The following is a 17,301-nucleotide window of genomic DNA, read 5'->3' as shown; positions in this document are numbered from 1 at the left end:
CCGGAATCGCAGCTTGCACGCGTACCGTCGCAGTCGCGTCCGGGCTTTCCGGACGAGACCCACGCAGGTACCGCAGAACCAGAGAGGATGGCGCCCATGACCCAGGTCATCGAAACCATCGACGTCGACGTTCCCGTCTCCGTCGCCTACAACCAGTGGACCCGCTTCGAGGACTTCCCCAAGTTCCTCGACGAGGTCGACTCGATCACGCAGGTCACCGACACCCTTACCGAGTGGACGGTCAGCGTCGCCGGACAGACCCGCACCTTCGAGGCGGAGATCACCGAGCAGCACCCCGACGAGCGCGTCGCCTGGACCAGCACTGGTGGCGAGGTCGACCACGCCGGCGTCGTGACGTTCCACCGCCTCGAGGAGGCCAAGACGCGCGTCACCGTGCAGCTCGACTGGGAGCCCAAGGGGCTCCTCGAGCACCTCGGCGCAGCCGTCGGTGTGGCCGGCCATGCGGTCAAGAAGGACCTCGGCAACTTCAAGCAGCTCGTCGAATCCGAGGGCCAGACCGGACAGGGATGGCGTGGCGATGTCAAGTGACGGCCCCCGCCCCGGTCCCCCGCACACGCACGACGACGACGTGAAGCACGATGTGCCGAAGCCCGAGGAGGTCGACCCCGAGACGGGGACCGACGCCGAGGGCGACCCCGTCGAGAACCCGTCGGGCTGATCCTCCGGCGTCGGCCCGTCCGAGGCGAGCACCGCCCCGAGACGGGGACCGACGCCGACGGCGATCCCGTCGAGAACCCGTCGGGCTAGCAACACGCCCGTCACACCGCATCACCGCCTCTAGGCTCGGAGCATGAGTGCTCGCGCCGGTCAGGCGAACCCCCGCCCCGCGCTGTCCGCCCCTCTTCGGCGGCGGCGCGGGGCGATCTTCGTCTTCATGCTCACCGTCGGCGTGGGCCTGTCGTCCTTCATCGTCCGGACGCCCGCCGTCCGCGACCTCGTCCACGCGAGCACCGCCGAGATGGGACTCATCCTCTTCGGCATCTCCGTCGGGTCGATGACGGGCATCCTGTCGTCCGCGGCGCTCGTCCGTCGGTTCGGTGCGCGTCGTCCGATCATCATCGGCGGGGCGGCGTTCGTCATCGGGCTCGCCCTGCTCGCCCTCATGGCGGGTGCCGGGCAGGGCGTCGGCGTCTTCCTCGGTCTGATCGGCATCGGTCTGGGCTTCGGCCTCGCCGAGATCGCGATCAACATCGAGGGCGCGATGATCGAGCAGCTGTCCGGGCGGTCCATCCTGCCCGTGCTCCACGGCTGCTACAGCCTCGGGTCCGTCATCGGCTCGGTCGCCGGCATCGCGCTCACGGCGATCGCCTTCCCGGTGACGATCCATCTGCTGATCGTCGCGACCGTCGCCCTGGTGGCGCTGCTGTGGGCGATCCCGAAGATCCCCGCCGAGACGGGACGACAGTCGGACATGGGTGCCGGCTCCCCCGGGATCCGTGCGCAGCTCGCGGTGTGGCGGCAGCAGCGCGTGATCTTCCTCGGGCTCATCGTGCTCGCCCTCGCGCTGGCCGAGGGCGCCGCCGGCGACTGGTTGCCGCTCATCATGGTCGACGGGCACGGCACCACCGCGGCCGTCGGATCGATCGTCTTCGCCGGGTTCGCACTCGCCATGACGATCGGTCGATTCGCGGGCGAACCGCTCCTCGCCCGCTTCGGCAAGGCGAACGTGCTGCGGGTGAGCGCGCTGGTGTCGGCGGTCGGGATCGCACTCGTCGTGTTCTCCGACAGTGTCCTCGTCGCGGGGCTCGCGGTTCTGCTGTGGGGGCTCGGTGCGGCGCTCGGCTTCCCGGTGACCCTCTCGGCGGCGGGTGAGAGCGACGATCCGACGACGACCGTCGGCGCCGTCGCCTCAGCCGGCTACGTCGCGTTCCTCGTCGGGCCGCCGTTGCTCGGATTCCTCGGGGAGCACTTCGGTCTGCGCGGCGCGATGATCGTCGTGCTCGCCGTCGTCGTCCTGGCGTCGTTCCTGACGTCCGCGGCGAAGCCGCAGGAGCGGCAGCGTACGGCCTCGCCAGCCGGTCCCTGAGCCGCAGTCACCGGTCCCTGAGTAACACCATCCCGGTCCCTGAGCCTGTCGAAGGGCGCACTTCGACAAGCTCAGTGACCGGGGACCGCTCAGTGACCGGGGCTGCTCAGCGCGGGTGGCGCTTGGAGCGCCGGATGTATCCGGGCAGCAGCACGCGGCCGGAGACGCCCGTGCGGCGGGCGAGGATCTCGCCGAGCGTGACGCCGGCGGCGAGCGCGAGGCCGGTGAGGCCCGCCTGCAGTAGCTGTTCGACCCCCTCGGAGCCCTGCTCGCCGTTCACGAGCGCGAGCATGCCGCGGTAGATCGCGAGCCCGGGCAGCAGCGGCACGATCCCACAGATGGTGAGGATGATCGCCGGGATGCGCAGCCGCGGGCCGAGCGCCTCCGCGGCGAAGCCGATGATGAGCGCGGCGAGCGCACTGGCTGCGGCGGGCGCGACGCCGCTGCCGGAGACGAACACGAAGACGGAGAACGCGATCGCGCCGGTGACCCCGGCGAAGAACGCTGCACGGAGGGCCGCCTGCGAGGCCATCGCCCAGGCGGCGGAGGCCACGGCCGCGCCGACGATCTGCACGGCGACGGGCCACGGGCTCACCGGGAGGTCGAAGAGGACGAGGGAGATGCCGAGGCGCCGGGCGAGGTCGAGGACGCCACCGATACCGACCACGATCCCGATGGTGAGGAGCATCACCTCGACGAGCCGTCCGCTCGCGGTGACGGGGAACCCGTTGATCGCGTCGTCGGCCGCCCCCACCAGGGATGCCCCGGCGAGGAGGACGACGATGCCCGACGCGACGATGAGGGCGGGTGGCAGGGCCGAGAGGTCGTCCGGGACGTAGGGGCTGAGGATCGAGATGAGGACGGCGACGGTCGTGGCGATGGCCGCCCCGGTGAGTTGGAGGAAGAAGACCGGCAGCTTCCAGACGTTCAGTGCGCGGAAGGCGCTGTCGATGAGCGCGGTGGTGGCGGCGGCGAGCAGCATCGAGACGACGCCACCCCCGAGGAGGACGGCGACGGCCGCCGCCATGGTCGACAGCAGCACGGTGACGAAGCCGCGGCGGTAGGTCCGTCGTGCGGTGAGGATGCGGTCGAGGTCGCGGTGGGCGGCGCCGAGGCGGGCGTGCAGTTCGTCGCGGAGGTCGGCTTCGTCGTCGCGGGCGACGTCGGTGACCGTCATGATCGGTTCGGATCGGTTGGTGATGCCCTCGGCGACCACGACGACCTTGGCGAGGCGATCGAAGTCGGCGGAGGGCGAGCGGACCACGCGGAGCACGGTGACGCCCGGCGACAGCTCGGACCCGTCGTGCGCGATGAGGATGGAGGTGAAGGTGAGGTCGACCTGGCATTCGAGGTCGAACGCGCGGCACACCCGGCGGATGGCGTCGGTGACCTCGGCCGCTGCTGCTCCGAGTGCCAGCATCGACTCGCCGATCCGGCCGGCCAGCTCGAGCACCTCGCGCACGGGCCGTTCCGCATTGAGGCGGACGACCGCCTGCTCGTCGACGCCCTCCGGCGCCGCTCCTCGGACTCCCCCGGCCAGCTGACTCAGCAGCGAACGCATACCCACCCGCTCATCGTACGAGCCACCGGTGACGGCGAGCTCGCCCTGGTGTTCGGCGGTCGTCTGTGCGAGGCGATGGGCGGGTCCGAGCGACCCAGATCCTCGTGATCATCTCGAATGTCAGTGGTCCATGTTGGACTGGAGTCATGACCGAGACCGCCACGTTCGAGGGCCCCGAGGTGCACGAGCGCTCGAGGTATCCGGAGCACCCGGAACACCCGAGCGATGCCTTCGCGGCTCGGATGGCGTCGTTCACCGACCGCTTCGTCGATCTCGCCCGGCGCCGCGCGGCGCTCGACGCCGAGGAGGCACGGCTCCTCGCCGAGGCGTTCGCGTATGCCGACGCCACCGCGTCAGCGCTCGTCTCCGCGAGCACCACCTCGACCGACGCCCGCGACCTCGCGAGGCGGTCGATGTGCGCGTCACTCGCGATCGCCACGAGGATGTCCGAGCCCACGCTCCAGGCACGGGTCGGCGACGCCGAGGCGCTCGTCCACCACGCACCCAGCGTGCTCGAGGCGCTCGCGGAGGGTTCCATCAGCGGCGGTCACGCCCGTGCGATCACCGACCAACTCCGCGACGTCCCGGCGGAGGGCCGTGCGGTGTTCCTGGAGCAGGTGCTGCCCGTGGCCCTCCGCTCGACGACCGCACGTCTCCGCCAACGCGCGAGGGTGGTGCGGGAGCGGCTGCACCCCGAATCGATCACCGCTCGACGCACGCGCTCGATCACCGACCGCCGTGTCGAGCTCGAGGCTGCGGCCGACGGCATGGCCTGGCTGCACCTGTTCACCACGGCCCCGCTGGCGCACGCGATCAGGAGCCGCCTCGACGCCGTCGCAGTCCCGGCGCGGATCGCCGGCGACACCCGCACGCTCGCGCAGCTGCGCGCCGACGCCCTCGCGTCGCTCGCCGTCGCCGGCACGGTGCGCGACGACGTCGGTCCCATCCCGGTGGACCCGGAGACGACCGGGACGTTCACGTGGCTCCCCGGTTCCGCGCCGCTCGACGACGCCACCAGGATCGCCGAAGAGGCGGTCGCCGCCGGGGCCGACCCCCTGCTCGCCGAGCCCGTCGGCATCGAGGCCCGCATCCGAGCCACCGTCCAGATGACCGTCCCGGCACTGTCCACCCTCGGCGTCACCGACGAACCCGGTGTGCTCGACGGCTACGGCCCGATCGACCCCGACACCGCCGCCCGACTCGCGGTCACCGCGCCCTCGATGACCCGCATCCTCACCCAACCGGAAACGGGAGCCGTCGTGTCCGTCGGACGCGAGCAGTACCGGGTACCGGCAGATCTCGCGCGTGCCGTCCGCCTGCGAGACACCACGTGTCGGGCTCCGGGCTGCGGACGAGCCGCCCGGAACTGCGACCTCGACCACTCGGTCGCCTGGCAGGACGGCGGCACGACAGCGGTCGACAACCTGGCCTGTCTCTGCCGACATCATCACCGGCTGAAACACCTGCCGGGTTGGAACCTCGAGCACCACCCCGGCGGCATCCTCACCTGGACCACACCCGACGGTCGACGACACGAGACCAGACCCGAGCTCGCCGAAACGGGGTGAGTGCGAGCGCGCCCGACGCTCCCCGCACCCACGGTTACCATGGATACCCGTGACCAACCGCCGACTCCCGCTCCACGCGCAGCTGCGCCGGCGCATGCCGCTCGTCCGACTCGGGACGTATCCCGCCGACTCGGGGACGTCGCTCCGCCGTTCGCTCGGTGTCTGGCAGCTCACGATGATCAGCGTCGGCGCGACACTCGGCACCGGCATCTTCGTCGTCCTCGGCACCGCCGTCCCGCTCGCCGGGCCCGCCGTCTGGATCGCGTTCGCGGTCGCCGGGCTCGCAGCACTCCTGTCGGCCCTGTCCTACGCCGAGATGGCCGGTTCGGTGCCGGTCTCCGGATCCAGCTACTCCTACGCCTACGCGACCATGGGTGAGGGCGTCGCCTGGGTGTGCGGGTGGTGCCTCGTGCTCGAGTACGGGGTCTCCGTCGCGGCGGTCGCCGTCGGTGCCGGGCAGTACGTGAACGAGGCGCTCGCGGTCTTCGGTCTGGGGCTGCCGCCGGCACTCGCGAACCCGATCGGCGTCGCCGACGGACTCATCAACCTGCCGGCCGCGGCCCTCGTCCTCCTCGCGATGCTGCTGCTCGTCCGCGGCGCGAAGGACAGCGCCTGGGCGAACACGATCATGGTGTTCGTGAAGCTCGCCGTGCTCCTCGTCTTCGTCGTCATCGCGTTCTCGGCGTTCTCGCTCGGCAACTTCGAACCGCTCGCGCCCATGGGGGTCGCCGGCATCGCGGCAGCCTCCAGCCGACTGTTCTTCTCCTACATCGGCTTCGATGCGGCGTCGACCGCCGGCGATGAGGCGACGAACCCGCGTCGCGACCTGCCGCGCGCGATCATCCTGTCGATGGTGATCGTCACCGCCGTCTACATCCTGGTCGCCATCGCCGCGGTCGGTGCCCGCCCGTGGACCGAGTTCGCCGACGACGAGTCCGCGTTCGTCGGCATCCTCACCGAGATCACCGGACAGCCGATCGTCGCGCTCTTCTTCTCCATCGGCGCGGTCATCGCCATCGCGAGCGTGGTGCTCACCGTGTACTACGGGCAGACGCGCATCCTGTACCGGATGGCGCAGGACGGCATGGTGCCGCGGGTGTTCTCGCGCGTGGGTCGTCGCAGCGGGACGCCCGTCGCCGGGACCGTCATCGTCGGTGCGGTCGTCGCCGTGGTCGCCGCCCTCATCCCGCTCGGCGAGCTCGCCGACGCCACGAGCATCGGCACGCTGTTCGCGTTCGCCCTCGTGAACCTCTCGGTCATCCTGCTGCGTCGCCTGCGTCCCGATCTCGACCGCAGCTACTCCGTCCCGCTGTTCCCGGTGGTCCCCGCGCTCGGCATCGTCATGTGCCTCGGGTTGATGGTGTCGCTCGGTGGGACGACCTGGATCGTGTTCCTCATCTGGATGCTCGTCGGCGCGGCGCTCTACCTCGGGTACGGGCGTCGGCACTCGACGGTCGGCGCGCTCAGCGATGCGGAGTACGCCGAGGCGATCGCCGCGGAGGACCCCTCGCGCGGGTAGTGCGCTGCGCCCAGATGACGCCCTGTTACGGGCGAGGCCGATTGCCAGGCGACGTCCGGGACTCGTGATGCAGGATCATGCGTATGACCCGACAGATCCGCTTCAACGCCTTCGACATGAACTGCGTCGCCCACCAGGCGTCGGGGATGTGGCGTCACCCCGACGACCGCTCGAGCACCTACAAGGACCTCTCCTACTGGACGGACCTGGCGCAGCTGCTCGAGCGAGGCAACTTCGACGGCATCTTCATCGCCGACGTCCTCGGCACGTACGACGTCTACGGCGACAGCAACGAGGCCGCGATCCGCAACGGCGCGCAGGTGCCCGTGAACGACCCGATCCTGCTCGTCTCGGCGATGGCCGCGGTGACGAAGCACCTCGGGTTCGGGGTCACGGCCGGCACCGCCTACGAGCACCCGTACCCGTTCGCGCGGCGCATGTCGACGCTCGACCACCTGACGAAGGGGCGGGTCGGCTGGAACGTCGTCACCGGCTACCTGCCGAGTGCGGCGCGCAACATGGGGCACGACGACCAGCTCGAGCACGACGAGCGGTACGACGTCGCCGACGAGTACCTCGAGGTCCTGTACAAGCTGTGGGAGGGCTCGTGGGAGGACGACGCCGTCGTGCGCGACCGCGAGACGGGCGTGTTCACCGACCCGACGAAGGTCCACGAGATCGGGCACTTCGGCAAGCACTACACGGTGCCCGGCATCCACCTGTCCGAGCCGTCCACGCAGCGCACACCGGTGATCTACCAGGCCGGTGCGTCGCCGCGCGGCATCCAGTTCGCCGCGGGCAACGCGGAGGCGATCTTCGTCGGTGCGTCGACGAAGGCGGGCTTGAAGGCGACGGTCGGACGCATCCGCGATGCTCTCGAAGCCGCCGGCCGCGACCGGTACTCGGCGAAGATCTACACGCTGCTCACGATCATCACCGACGAGACGAGCGAGCAAGCCCAGGCGAAGCACGAGGACTACCTGCAGTACGCGTCGCAGGAGGGTGCGCTCGTGTTCATGTCGGGCTGGATGGGCATCGACCTGTCGCAATACGACCCGGAGGAGCCGATCGGCAACGTCAAGAGCAACGCCATCCAGTCGGCGGTCGCCAACTACCAGGCGGCCAACGAGGAGGGTGGCGAGTTCAAGGTGAAGGACATCGCGCGCATGGGGGCGATCGGTGGGCTCGGTCCGCGGATCGTCGGGAGTGCGTCGGAGATCGCCGACACCCTGCAGGAGTGGGTGGAGGAGACCGACGTCGACGGCTTCAACCTCGCCTACGCGATCACTCCGGGCACCTTCGAGGACATCGTCGAGTTCGTCATCCCCGAGCTGCGTCGCCGCGGTGCCTACCCCGAGGAGTACGTCGAGGGCAGCCTGCGCCACAAGCTCCACGGCCGTGGCGACCGTCTCCCCGAGGAGCACACCGGGGCCCGCTACCGCTACGCGAAGTAGGTCCGGCCCCGCCGGTCCCTGAGCCTGTCAAGGGCACCGGTCCCTGAGCCTGTCGAAGGCACCGGCCCCTGAGCCCCAACCACCTCGGTCCCTGAGCCTGTCGAAGGGCACCACCCACCCAACCGACAGCGACCCGCTCCCCCAACCATCCCGGTCCCTGAGCCTGTCGAAGGGCACCACGCAGCCAACCCGCTCCGTCCGCCGTCCCGCTCCCCCAACCACGCCGGTCCCTGAGCCTGTCGAAGGTCACCACGCACCCAACCGACAGCGACCCGCTCCCCCAACCATCCCGGTCCCTGAGCCTGTCGAAGGGCACCACGCAGCCAACCCGCTCCGTCCGCCGTCCCGCTCCCCCAACCACGCCGGTCCCTGAGCCTGTCGAAGGGCACCTGGACTCACCCCGCCCTTCGACGAGCTCAGGCACCGAGGAGCACTCCGATCAGCGCGCTCCGAGCCACTCCCGCACGGCCACCTCGAACGCCTCCGGCGCGACGTTCCACTCCAACCCGTGCGGCGCAGCGGCGACCTCGACGAGCTCGAACGAGGGTGAACGGTGAGCGACGGCCCGCGTGAGCTCCACGGGGATCGTCGTGTCGCCGGGCGAGTGGATAGCGAGCGTCGGCAAACCGTCGATCGGCCCGGCGGACAGCGCGCGGACCGGAACCGCGCCGCGCACCCCGGCGGATCGCGCCAGCACCGGCGTCGAGAGTACGGCGAGCGCCGAGTGCACGAGCACCCGCGGCACCCCGGCGACCGCAGCCGCATGGAGCACCGTCTCGCTGAGGCCGAGCATCGGCGAGATGAGGATCGCGCCCTGCACCATCTCGGGTCGCTCGCGTGCCGCCGCGAGGCTCAGGGCGGCGCCGTAGGACCACCCGCAGACGATGACCCGTCGCGCACCGAGCGCGACGGCGTCGTCGATGGCCGCGATGACGTGGTCGACGTCCGTGGCGTCAGCCCCGGAGCGACGCTCGGCGAACGCGGACCCGAGGCAGGTGACGAGGGACGGCAGGCCCGCGCGCTGCACGGCCTGCACGGAGCGAAGCGTGGCCAGTGGCGATGCCCCGAGTCCGTGGGTGTGCACAACCCAGGTGCCGTCGCGGGCCTCGCTGTCATCGCCGTCGAATCGCCACGCCCCTGACCGTGTCCTCGGCACGCGCGCCTCGTCCACCCCGAGGTCCGCGGGTGTCACGGCCGCGCCGGTGAACCGCGCACGGGTCGCCCCTGCGGGAACGCGGCCGCTGACCACACTCCGCATCACGGAGCCGTCCGTCGTCTCGCGGCCGATCACTGGTCCGACGATGACCCGCGAGCCGTCGTCGAACTCGAGCCCGTATCGTCCCGGCAGCGCGGTGGCAGCGTTCCGTTCGAGCCGTACGGTCTTCGGTGACGAGGTCGGCAACACCTCGCTGTAGTGCACGCGTCCTGCTCCGATGACGCGACGGGCGACCATCGCGCTCGCGATCCCGAACCCGGCGACGGCAACGGCGGCGAGGCCGGCCACGACGACACCTGTACTGCGCTTCACGTCACACCCTCGATCCCGTCCCGCTCGGGGAACGGTGAACCAGCCTAGCTCCGGGCACCCCGGAGGTCCCTGGCACCCCCGACCCGACCCCGACGACCTCACCAGTCCTGGTCCCCGGTCCAGCACCACTCGGTCCCCGGTCCAGCACCAACCCCCGGTCCCTGAGCTAGCACCAATCCCCGGTCCCTGAGCCAGCGCCAATCCCAGGTCCCTGAGCCAGCGCCAATCCCCGGTCCCTGAGCTTGTCGAAGGGCATACGACGACACCCGCCCTTCGACAAGCTCAGGGACCGAGGGTGAGACTCACGGGCCGAACGGTGCCCGCACGCAGGGACCGGACGAAGGCCACCTCTTCATGTACGATTACTCAGGACGCTCCGGCGCCACGCGGATGTAGTTCAATGGTAGAACTTCAGCTTCCCAAGCTGATAGCGCGGGTTCGATTCCCGTCATCCGCTCCAAAGACCTGGTCAGGATGGATTTCCTCACGACCATCAGGTCATCTCCGGACTGCAGCGCGAGCAAGCGTCAGCCTCAAGCCAGTTGGTGATCGCCTCCCCGATCCGGAGCCAGGTGGACTCTCCCGACACGGCGACGGCCTTCGCGATCGAGAACGGGAGGTCCGCTTCGACGTCGCGACCGGGGTGATGAAGTTGCGACCGTTCCGTTGAGTGCTCAGTTGCGGGTGGTTGCGTGGAGTTCTGCTTGGGGGGTCGCCCATGCGGTGACCGGGTTGACGTCGGTGTCCGGGCGCCCAGCACTGCTCAGCCGGGTCGCGGCGTCTCGTCGGCTTCTGATGAGCATCGCTGTCAGGGTGAGCAGGATGCCCGCAACCGCCCAGATCCCGAGTCGGATGATCGGGGCGGAGACAGCGGCGCCGTCAAAATATTCGACGGATCGTAGGAGGTCGAGAGCGTCTCCCTGCGGGAAGACGTAGTACAGGGTCTGGAAGAAGTCGTTGAGGACGTGAATGCCGAGGGGCCCGCCGGAGGACGTATTGCCAAGAATGACCAGAGCCAGGGTCATGACCAGCGCGGCGATGGTTCCGCCGAGCGCGGCCACGCCGGTCACTGCCCCGCCAATGGCGACGGCGGTCAGCCAGAGGACCGCGAACACGGCAGGGGGATCAACGGTGATCGCGTTGAGGGCGGAGTCGATCCAGAGAGAGATCAATCCGGCGAGCATTCCCGAATAGGCGACGAGGACCACACTGCGCTCGACGAACTTCGCCGACGTGTCCACCGTTCCCAGGATGCGACCGAAGATCGTTGCACCAAGAGCCGCCCCGAGCCCCGCGAAGAGGATCGCGTAGAACTCGATGGATCCGACCGGGTCGTTCTTCCCCAATGGGGCAAGATCGGTGGTTTCGTTGGCGGCACTGAGCTTCCCGGCAATGGAGTCGCCGATACCAGCGACCGCCTGACTGAGGCCGCGGCCCCCACCGCTGGCGACGTACGTGGTGACAACGGCGTCCGCCCCGGGGGTCGGCAGCACGATAGCGCCGTCCGTATCTCGATCGAGGACCGCAGCTCGCGCCTCCATCGCGGAGCCCACCACGGTGAGCTCGAGGGAGTCCTGCTGCTCGAGCGCGACGATTGTGGCTACATCGCCCGTTACAGCGAGGTGGACGTTGTTCGGAGTCGGGTTGCCGAACGCACTCGAATAGCTGATGAGCATCGCCATCGCCAGCAGGAGGATGGCGAGACCGCCAAGGATGAGGTTCCGATATCGATGCGTGGATCCTGGTCCCTCAGAGGTCAGTGGGCCACCGGCCACTGCCGCTTCGAACTCCGGGTGCTGCGGAACGCTTTTGTGCTGCGGGGCCGGATCGTTTGCGTGCGTCATGGCTTCCTTTACGATTGTCAATTAGATGACGAATGTACATCATGCGGTCGAATCCTGGCAAGATGGAGGCATGTCGGAAAGAGCATTGACCGTGGAGGCAGGAGAACAGCGGGTGGACCCGCGGGTAACCCGGACGCGGGCTGCCCTCATTCGGGCATTGACGGCCCTGGTCTCCGAGTCACCGAAGGGCGAGACGATCGCGATGAGCACGGTGGCTGACCGGGCAGGCTTGAGCAGGCAGGCGCTGCACAACCACTACAGCAACGTCGGCGACCTCGCGACCGACGTTTGGATCAGCCGCCTGCTCAGCGACTGGCTTTCCCTCGATGAGGTTGCCGCGAATCTCGATGCGGCCCTCATCGAAGCCGTTCGAGCGCGCGGAATCGAGCCGCTACTCGCGGCCGGTCGAGAAGACCGCGCGTTCTTCGAGAAGCTTCGCGCGATCCCCCGCGGCGAGCGTGTTGCCGAGGTCATCGCGGCGGCGGTCACCGCCTGGTTGACGGAGTCGGACCGCGATCCAACCGGATCCACGATCGCGCTCGATGGCGATGCTCGCATCTTCACCATCGGCGGGATGGTGGCACTCGTGTCCACCTGGCAGACCGCGGACACCCCGCCGCCCATCGCCCAGCAGATCGCAACGCTCCGCGCTTTTGCGACCGGGGCAGCCGCCGTCACTACTGAATGAGCGCACCCGGAGCTCCAGCACTCTGAACGGCTTCCCGTCCGGCGCCGAGGGCACCGGACGGGAAGGATGTCAGTGGTCGTAAGCGACGTAGTGCAGTTCCGCGTCACGTCGCTCGGCGTAGAGCTTCACATACGCCTGCGCGATGACAGCGGGCTCGGCATCCGGGCGGCCTCCGCTGATGAGGGCGGTGATCGCGACGAACGCGACGTAGACTCCCGTGTCCGTCAGGGCGCTGTTGAGATTGAGCGTCCAGTTGCGGAGTCCCGCTGCAGCAATGTTGATGTTGCCACGAACCGGTGTCGGGGCAAGTGAGCCGCCGCCGGTTGTCACGAGGATGGTCCCGGTGCCACTGGAGATCATGTCCGGCAGCACTGCGCCGACGGCGGTGATAGCGCCGCCGAGGTAGAAGTCGATCTGCGGCTGAAGGTTTTCCATGGTCACCTCCAGCGCATCGACGGATTCCAGGGTCCGGTCCGCCGGCGAGAACTCGAGGACGTCGATCGGGCCGAGTGCTTGCCGGATCGTCGTGAGCGCATTCGTGATCGTGGCCGGCTCGCTGACGTCGGCAGTGAAACCCTGAGCGTGGATGCCTTCACCTGCAAGGGTTCGCGCAAGTGCGTCGAGCTTGGTCTGGTCTCGGGCGACGAGCGCGACGTCGAAGCCCTTCTGCCCGAAGGCCCGCGCGATCTCCAGACCCAGTCCAGGGCCAGCGCCGATGATGGTGATGAGGGGCATGACGTCTTCCTCCGTGGCCCACCGCCGAGCCGGTTGTGTTCTGGTGCGGTAAGTTGAGATGATCCTCAACTCACGCCAAGCATATGTTGAGGTGCCCCTCAATTTCTACTGGAGTTGCCGTGACCACCACGCCTGGCCTGCGCCGAGACGCACAAGCGAACCTCGAGAAGCTGCGCGCGGCCGCCCTGGCCGTGTTCTCACGCCGAGGACTTTCCGCCCCACTGGAGGACATCGCCCGAGAAGCCGGCGTGAGCATCGGGACGCTCTACAACCGCGTGGGCTCCCGCGAGGAGCTCATCGACGCCGTGGTTGACAACCTCGCCGGAGAGAAGCTCAAGGCGCTCAGAGAGCGGACATTGGAAGCGGAGACTCCTCGCGCGCAGCTGGAGACGTTCATCACCGAGATGATCGACCTCCAACTCAGCGACCCGGCGATGAACGACGCGATGCTGCGCCGCTATCCAGACGCCGTGCTGCTCATCAATGCATGTGAACGATCCATGGCGCTCGGGGCCGAACTCGTGCAGAACGCCCACGACGCTGGCGCGTTGTCCGAGGAGTTCACCCCCGACGACCTCATGACCGTGCTGTGGATGGCGGGGATGGCCAGCCACGACCCTGCCGCCCCCCACGGCTGGCGTCGCGTTGTCGATCGCAGCGTCTCTGCCGCCTGGACCGATCAACCCAACCACTGAGTCTCGGCGTACCTCCTCGATCGAAACGCCATCATCGCCGGCGAGGTCGGCCGGAGCGCGCCGCTAGGGCGCCGTCATGCCGGAGTCCTTTCGGACGTCGGGCGCGGGTACCGCCTGCGGAACCGATGCGAGGGCGAGGCTGTCTGCGCCGTCGATCTCGAGAGCCTTGGGGAGGATGTCCCGTTCGATCGTCGTGGCCAGTGGCTTCTCCGTGACGAACAGCAGCAACACCGCCGCCGCGAGGACCATGGGGACCATGTACATGAACACGGGCGCAAGAGCGTCGTTGTACGCGCCGACGATCACGGCGCGGATCGCATCGGGTAGCTCTCGTACCAGTGCCGGAGTGAACGAGTTGCTTCCCCCAGCCGCAGTGGCGGCGCCGGCAGGGAGACGAACTGCGAGCAGATCCGTGAGGTTCGCAACGAACAGGCTGCCCACGATCGCGGTGCCCAGGCTGGCACCGATCTGTCGGAAATAGTTGTTTGCCGCGGTCGCAGTGCCCACCTGGGAATTGGGGAACGAGTTCTGCACGATCAGGATGAGGATCTGCATGCTCATGCCCAAGCCCAGACCCATGATCGCCAGGTAGGAGCAGAGTATCCAGATCGGCAACGTCGGCGTCATCGTGGACAGGAGGAACAGGGACACGGCGATGATCGCCGTTCCCACGACCGGAAGCCACTTGTAGCGACCGAATCTGCTGACGAGCTGACCGGAAACGATTGAGCTGACCAGCAGGGCGGCCATCAAGGGAATCATCAGCAGACCTGCCTCTGTCGCGTCGACGCCGGTGACCATCTGCAGGTAGGTGGGGATGTAGGCGATAGCGCCGAACATCGCAATGCCCGTGATCAAACCGGCGATCGTGGTCAGGTTGAAGTTGCGATCCTTGAAGAGCTGAAGCGGCATGATCGGCTCGGCGGCGCGACGCTCGACCAGGACGAAGGCGACGCCCGCCACGATGGTCGCGACGATCAGCGAGATGATCACGGCCGAGTCCCAGTCATAGGTCCTCCCACCCCAGGTGGTGACCAGGACCAGGCCGGTCGACGCAGCGGCCAGCAGGCCCATCCCGGCGAAGTCGACGTCGGGTCGCCCTGCCGTGTTCTTGGGCAGATGCAGGAACACCGCCGCAGAGACGATGGCGAGGACTCCCAGAGGGATGTTGATCCACAGGCCCCACCGCCACCCGGGCCCTTCTGTGAACCAGCCTCCGAGCAGGGGTCCGGCGACGGACGAGATCGCGAAGACGCCGCCCATGATTCCCATGTACCGGCCGCGCTCACGGGCGGGGACGACGTCGGCGATGATCGCCTGCGACAGGATCATGAGCCCACCGCCGCCGAGTCCCTGCACGGCTCGACCGACGATGAGCACCGTCATGTCCTGTGCCATGCCACCGATGATGGAACCGAGGACGAACAGGCTGATCGCACCGATGAACAGCCCTTTCCGACCGATCAAGTCGCTGAGCTTGCCATAGACCGGCAGCATGATCGTGGAGGCGAGGATGTAGGCGGTCGTCACCCACAGCATGCTGTCGACACCGTTGAGTTCCCCGACGATCGTCGGCAACGCAGTGGAGAACATGCTCTGATCGAGTGAGGAGAGCAGCATGGTCAGGATGAGGCCCGCGAAGATGAGCAGAATGTTGCGATTCGAGGCCGGCAACGCGGTTGTGCCGTGCTCGCTGAGAGAGGTGTCGGTCATGGTCAGTACGCCGTGCCCTTCGGCTGTCGAGGGTGATCGTTGGTGATGCGTTGGATGAGTTCGATGGAACTGCTCAGGAGATCCCGCGTGGACGCTCCTGGGCGCGCGCTCACCCATCGGCGCCTCACGTAGTGCAGGACGCCGGTGGCGAGTGCGACGACCATCCGGGCTTCGTCCTCCAGCTCGGGATGGTCGGCGCGGTGTCGCCCTTGGAGCCCATAACGGGTGATGATGATCGCGACGAACTGGTCTTCGGATTCGCCCATGCGAGCCGTTTCTCTGGCGAGAAGCTCCGGAGTGCGCATGATCAACTCCCTTCGAGCCTTGAAGAGCGCGGCATCTGGTTCACGCTCCAGGAGCGATGAGGTGATCATCGTGAGGAAATCGGCAAGGACATTCGAGCCCGTCGACCGAGTGAACGCGTCGATGTGTTCGTCGCTCGGCATCAGTGGTGCGCCGCCGACGATGACCCCCTCCTTCGATCCGAAGTAGTTGAAGAACGTGCGTTGTGACACCGCACTTGCCGCGCAGATCATGTCCACGGTGACGTTCTCGAAGCCGTGCTCGAGCGCAAGCGAGATGGCGGCACGTTCGATGTGTTCCTGTGTCGCCGCTCGCTTCCGTTCACGCAACCCGCCATCCATGTTCGCCTCCGCTTGTTCCGACATTCCTGCGATTCGTGCAGTCTATGCATTTCTGCAGCGTCTGCACAAGCCGGTTCGTCGGGGCCCTGGAGCTCGCGGCCGGAGGGGCCTTGCCGGAGTTCCGTGACAGACGTACACTCGTCATCTACTTGACGAATGTCAAAGAACAGGTTCGCCAAGTCGGGCGCAACCGAACAGCGTCGCCGAGAACACATGAAGGGTGTCACCATGCCGGGCAAGATCGATGTCCACCAGCACCTGCTTCCGCCTCGCTACCTGGAGGCACTGGCGGCGGCGGGAGATCTGATGGCAGGGAGCGGAGCCGGGGCGCAGGCCGTGGCTGGCGGGTCCGCGCAATGGAATCCGTGGGCTGAAAGCGGTGGCACAGCGGCGCGCACAGGTCCGCGGGCCGTCGGCGGATGGCTGATGCCTGATTGGGACCCTCAATCGGCGATTGCCATGATGGACGAGAAGGACATTGAGACAGGGATCCTGTCGATCAGCGCACCCGGTGTGCATTTCGGTGACGATGCCGCTGCCCGCGACCTCGCCCGCGAGCTGAACGACTACCAGGCCGAGCTGGTCAGAGAACACCCTGACCGTTTCGGACATTTCGCGGTGCTGCCGCTGCCGGATTTCGACGGCGCAGTCGCCGAAGCCGTACGGGCCCTCGACGAGCTCCATGCCGACGGCGTGCTCCTCCTGTCGAACGCGCACGGGCGCTACCTCGGCGATCCCGCGTACGAGCCGTTGTGGACCGAGCTCGCCGCGCGTTCGGCCGTGGTGTTCGTGCATCCCACGGCACCGCCGATCCAGCAGTTGCCCGGAATGCCCACTGCGCTGTTGGACTTCCCATTCGACACGACCCGCACTGCCTTGGACCTCGTCGCGCACGGGGTGTTCGACCGGCATCCGGAACTCCGCGTGATCCTGTCACACGCAGGCGGTTTCCTGCCCTACGCTGCAGATCGATTCAGCGCCGCCGCAACGTTCAACCCCGGCACGACGCCTGAGGGCATCCAAGCGGGCCTTCGTAAGTTCTACTTCGACACCGCCCTCTCTGCCACCCCCACCTCACTGCCGTCGCTTCTGACATTCGCGGAACCCGGCCACATCCTCTACGGCAGCGATTTCCCCTACGCGCACCCAGACTGGAGCGCCCGTTTCGACCACTCGCTGGCCACCTACGACGGCCCAGGTGCGGAACGGCTCGGCGCGGTGCACCGCTCCGCTGCTGAGCGACTCTTCCCCCGCTTGGCGACATAGTCCGCGACGCCGTCGAAACGCGCATACGAGCGGGCGCAT

The 17,301-nt window shown here is 68.1% G+C and carries 15 protein-coding genes and 1 tRNA gene; 10 read left to right on the top strand and 6 right to left on the bottom strand.

Features of this window, described 5'->3' with window-relative positions; translation table 11 throughout:
* Positions 1–96: 96 nt before the first annotated feature.
* From IFU11_RS14970 to IFU11_RS14960, 3 genes are all read left to right on the top strand, one after another.
* Positions 97–549, top strand: a complete 453-nt coding sequence (locus IFU11_RS14970; RefSeq protein WP_191940288.1) for an SRPBCC family protein — start codon at positions 97–99, stop codon at positions 547–549.
* On the top strand, positions 539–679 hold the full coding sequence (locus IFU11_RS14965) for a hypothetical protein (protein ID WP_159877259.1): 141 nt from the start codon (positions 539–541) through the stop codon (positions 677–679). Before IFU11_RS14970 ends, IFU11_RS14965 begins: the two co-directional genes overlap by 11 nt.
* Before the next feature lie 132 nt (positions 680–811).
* Positions 812–2,047, top strand: coding sequence for an MFS transporter (locus IFU11_RS14960; protein ID WP_192019444.1), 1,236 nt, complete (start codon positions 812–814; stop codon positions 2,045–2,047).
* Between the two features lie 106 nt (positions 2,048–2,153).
* Here the strand turns inward: IFU11_RS14960 and IFU11_RS14955 are convergent, their stop codons facing one another.
* Complete coding sequence (locus tag IFU11_RS14955; RefSeq protein WP_086472904.1) at positions 2,154–3,608, bottom strand: threonine/serine ThrE exporter family protein; 1,455 nt, start codon at positions 3,606–3,608, stop codon at positions 2,154–2,156.
* 146 nt (positions 3,609–3,754) lie between these two features.
* Here IFU11_RS14955 and IFU11_RS14950 point away from each other — a divergent pair, with 146 nt between their 5' ends.
* The 3 genes from IFU11_RS14950 to IFU11_RS14940 all read left to right on the top strand — a co-directional run bounded on the left by IFU11_RS14950 (position 3,755) and on the right by IFU11_RS14940 (position 8,149).
* Complete coding sequence (locus IFU11_RS14950; RefSeq protein WP_191940285.1) at positions 3,755–5,176, top strand: HNH endonuclease signature motif containing protein; 1,422 nt, start codon at positions 3,755–3,757, stop codon at positions 5,174–5,176.
* 94 nt (positions 5,177–5,270) lie between these two features.
* On the top strand, positions 5,271–6,695 hold the full coding sequence (locus IFU11_RS14945; RefSeq protein WP_192019463.1) for an APC family permease: 1,425 nt from the start codon (positions 5,271–5,273) through the stop codon (positions 6,693–6,695).
* 83 nt (positions 6,696–6,778) lie between these two features.
* On the top strand, positions 6,779–8,149 hold the full coding sequence (locus tag IFU11_RS14940) for an LLM class flavin-dependent oxidoreductase (RefSeq protein ID WP_192004341.1): 1,371 nt from the start codon (positions 6,779–6,781) through the stop codon (positions 8,147–8,149).
* Positions 8,150–8,588: 439 nt separating this feature from the next.
* On the opposite strand, the gene IFU11_RS14935 is transcribed toward IFU11_RS14940, so the two are convergent.
* Positions 8,589–9,677, bottom strand: coding sequence for an alpha/beta fold hydrolase (locus tag IFU11_RS14935; RefSeq protein WP_192019443.1), 1,089 nt, complete (start codon positions 9,675–9,677; stop codon positions 8,589–8,591).
* A gap of 386 nt (positions 9,678–10,063) precedes the next feature.
* On the opposite strand from IFU11_RS14935, the gene IFU11_RS14930 reads away from it, so the two are divergent.
* A tRNA-Gly gene (locus IFU11_RS14930) sits at positions 10,064–10,137 on the top strand.
* A 214-nt stretch (positions 10,138–10,351) separates the two neighbouring features.
* Here the strand turns inward: IFU11_RS14930 and IFU11_RS14925 are convergent.
* On the bottom strand, positions 10,352–11,542 hold the full coding sequence (locus tag IFU11_RS14925) for an ABC transporter permease (RefSeq protein ID WP_192019442.1): 1,191 nt from the start codon (positions 11,540–11,542) through the stop codon (positions 10,352–10,354).
* 4 nt (positions 11,543–11,546) lie between these two features.
* Here IFU11_RS14925 and IFU11_RS14920 point away from each other — a divergent pair, with 4 nt between their 5' ends.
* Positions 11,547–12,209 (top strand): TetR/AcrR family transcriptional regulator, encoded by a 663-nt coding sequence (locus IFU11_RS14920; protein ID WP_194643509.1) that lies wholly within the window; start codon positions 11,547–11,549, stop codon positions 12,207–12,209.
* Between the two features lie 69 nt (positions 12,210–12,278).
* On the opposite strand, the gene IFU11_RS14915 is transcribed toward IFU11_RS14920, so the two are convergent.
* Complete coding sequence (locus IFU11_RS14915; protein ID WP_192019441.1) at positions 12,279–12,944, bottom strand: SDR family NAD(P)-dependent oxidoreductase; 666 nt, start codon at positions 12,942–12,944, stop codon at positions 12,279–12,281.
* A 119-nt stretch (positions 12,945–13,063) separates the two neighbouring features.
* Here IFU11_RS14915 and IFU11_RS14910 point away from each other — a divergent pair, with 119 nt between their 5' ends.
* Positions 13,064–13,639, top strand: coding sequence for a TetR/AcrR family transcriptional regulator (locus IFU11_RS14910; RefSeq protein ID WP_191940279.1), 576 nt, complete (start codon positions 13,064–13,066; stop codon positions 13,637–13,639).
* Positions 13,640–13,702: 63 nt separating this feature from the next.
* On the opposite strand, the gene IFU11_RS14905 is transcribed toward IFU11_RS14910, so the two are convergent.
* Both IFU11_RS14905 and IFU11_RS14900 read right to left on the bottom strand, forming a co-directional pair.
* Complete coding sequence (locus IFU11_RS14905; RefSeq protein ID WP_192019462.1) at positions 13,703–15,352, bottom strand: MDR family MFS transporter; 1,650 nt, start codon at positions 15,350–15,352, stop codon at positions 13,703–13,705.
* A 2-nt stretch (positions 15,353–15,354) separates the two neighbouring features.
* Positions 15,355–16,020, bottom strand: a complete 666-nt coding sequence (locus IFU11_RS14900; protein ID WP_198425025.1) for a TetR/AcrR family transcriptional regulator — start codon at positions 16,018–16,020, stop codon at positions 15,355–15,357.
* Positions 16,021–16,152: 132 nt separating this feature from the next.
* Here IFU11_RS14900 and IFU11_RS14895 point away from each other — a divergent pair, with 132 nt between their 5' ends.
* Complete coding sequence (locus IFU11_RS14895) at positions 16,153–17,262, top strand: amidohydrolase family protein (protein ID WP_244631824.1); 1,110 nt, start codon at positions 16,153–16,155, stop codon at positions 17,260–17,262.
* Positions 17,263–17,301: the final 39 nt, after the last annotated feature.

Origin of the sequence: Plantibacter sp. CFBP 8804, assembly GCF_014841225.1 — a bacterium.
Taxonomy (GTDB): Bacteria; Actinomycetota; Actinomycetes; order Actinomycetales; family Microbacteriaceae; genus Plantibacter; species Plantibacter auratus.
The sequence above is the reverse complement of the archived record's forward strand: the minus strand, read 5'-3'. Positions and strand labels throughout refer to the sequence as shown.

Excerpts from the sequence above, each read along its gene's own strand:
- IFU11_RS14970 (WP_191940288.1), top strand. The coding sequence starts at position 97 with ATGACCCAGGTCATCGAAACCATCGACGTCGACGTTCCCGTCTCCGTC.
- IFU11_RS14965 (WP_159877259.1), top strand. The coding sequence starts at position 539 with ATGTCAAGTGACGGCCCCCGCCCCGGTCCCCCGCACACGCACGACGAC.
- IFU11_RS14960 (WP_192019444.1), top strand. The coding sequence starts at position 812 with ATGAGTGCTCGCGCCGGTCAGGCGAACCCCCGCCCCGCGCTGTCCGCC.
- IFU11_RS14955 (WP_086472904.1), bottom strand. The coding sequence starts at position 3,608 with ATGCGTTCGCTGCTGAGTCAGCTGGCCGGGGGAGTCCGAGGAGCGGCG.
- IFU11_RS14950 (WP_191940285.1), top strand. The coding sequence starts at position 3,755 with ATGACCGAGACCGCCACGTTCGAGGGCCCCGAGGTGCACGAGCGCTCG.
- IFU11_RS14945 (WP_192019463.1), top strand. The coding sequence starts at position 5,271 with ATGCCGCTCGTCCGACTCGGGACGTATCCCGCCGACTCGGGGACGTCG.
- IFU11_RS14940 (WP_192004341.1), top strand. The coding sequence starts at position 6,779 with ATGACCCGACAGATCCGCTTCAACGCCTTCGACATGAACTGCGTCGCC.
- IFU11_RS14920 (WP_194643509.1), top strand. The coding sequence starts at position 11,547 with ATGACGAATGTACATCATGCGGTCGAATCCTGGCAAGATGGAGGCATG.
- IFU11_RS14915 (WP_192019441.1), bottom strand. The coding sequence starts at position 12,944 with ATGCCCCTCATCACCATCATCGGCGCTGGCCCTGGACTGGGTCTGGAG.
- IFU11_RS14905 (WP_192019462.1), bottom strand. The coding sequence starts at position 15,352 with ATGACCGACACCTCTCTCAGCGAGCACGGCACAACCGCGTTGCCGGCC.
- IFU11_RS14900 (WP_198425025.1), bottom strand. The coding sequence starts at position 16,020 with ATGTCGGAACAAGCGGAGGCGAACATGGATGGCGGGTTGCGTGAACGG.
- IFU11_RS14895 (WP_244631824.1), top strand. The coding sequence starts at position 16,153 with ATGTCAAAGAACAGGTTCGCCAAGTCGGGCGCAACCGAACAGCGTCGC.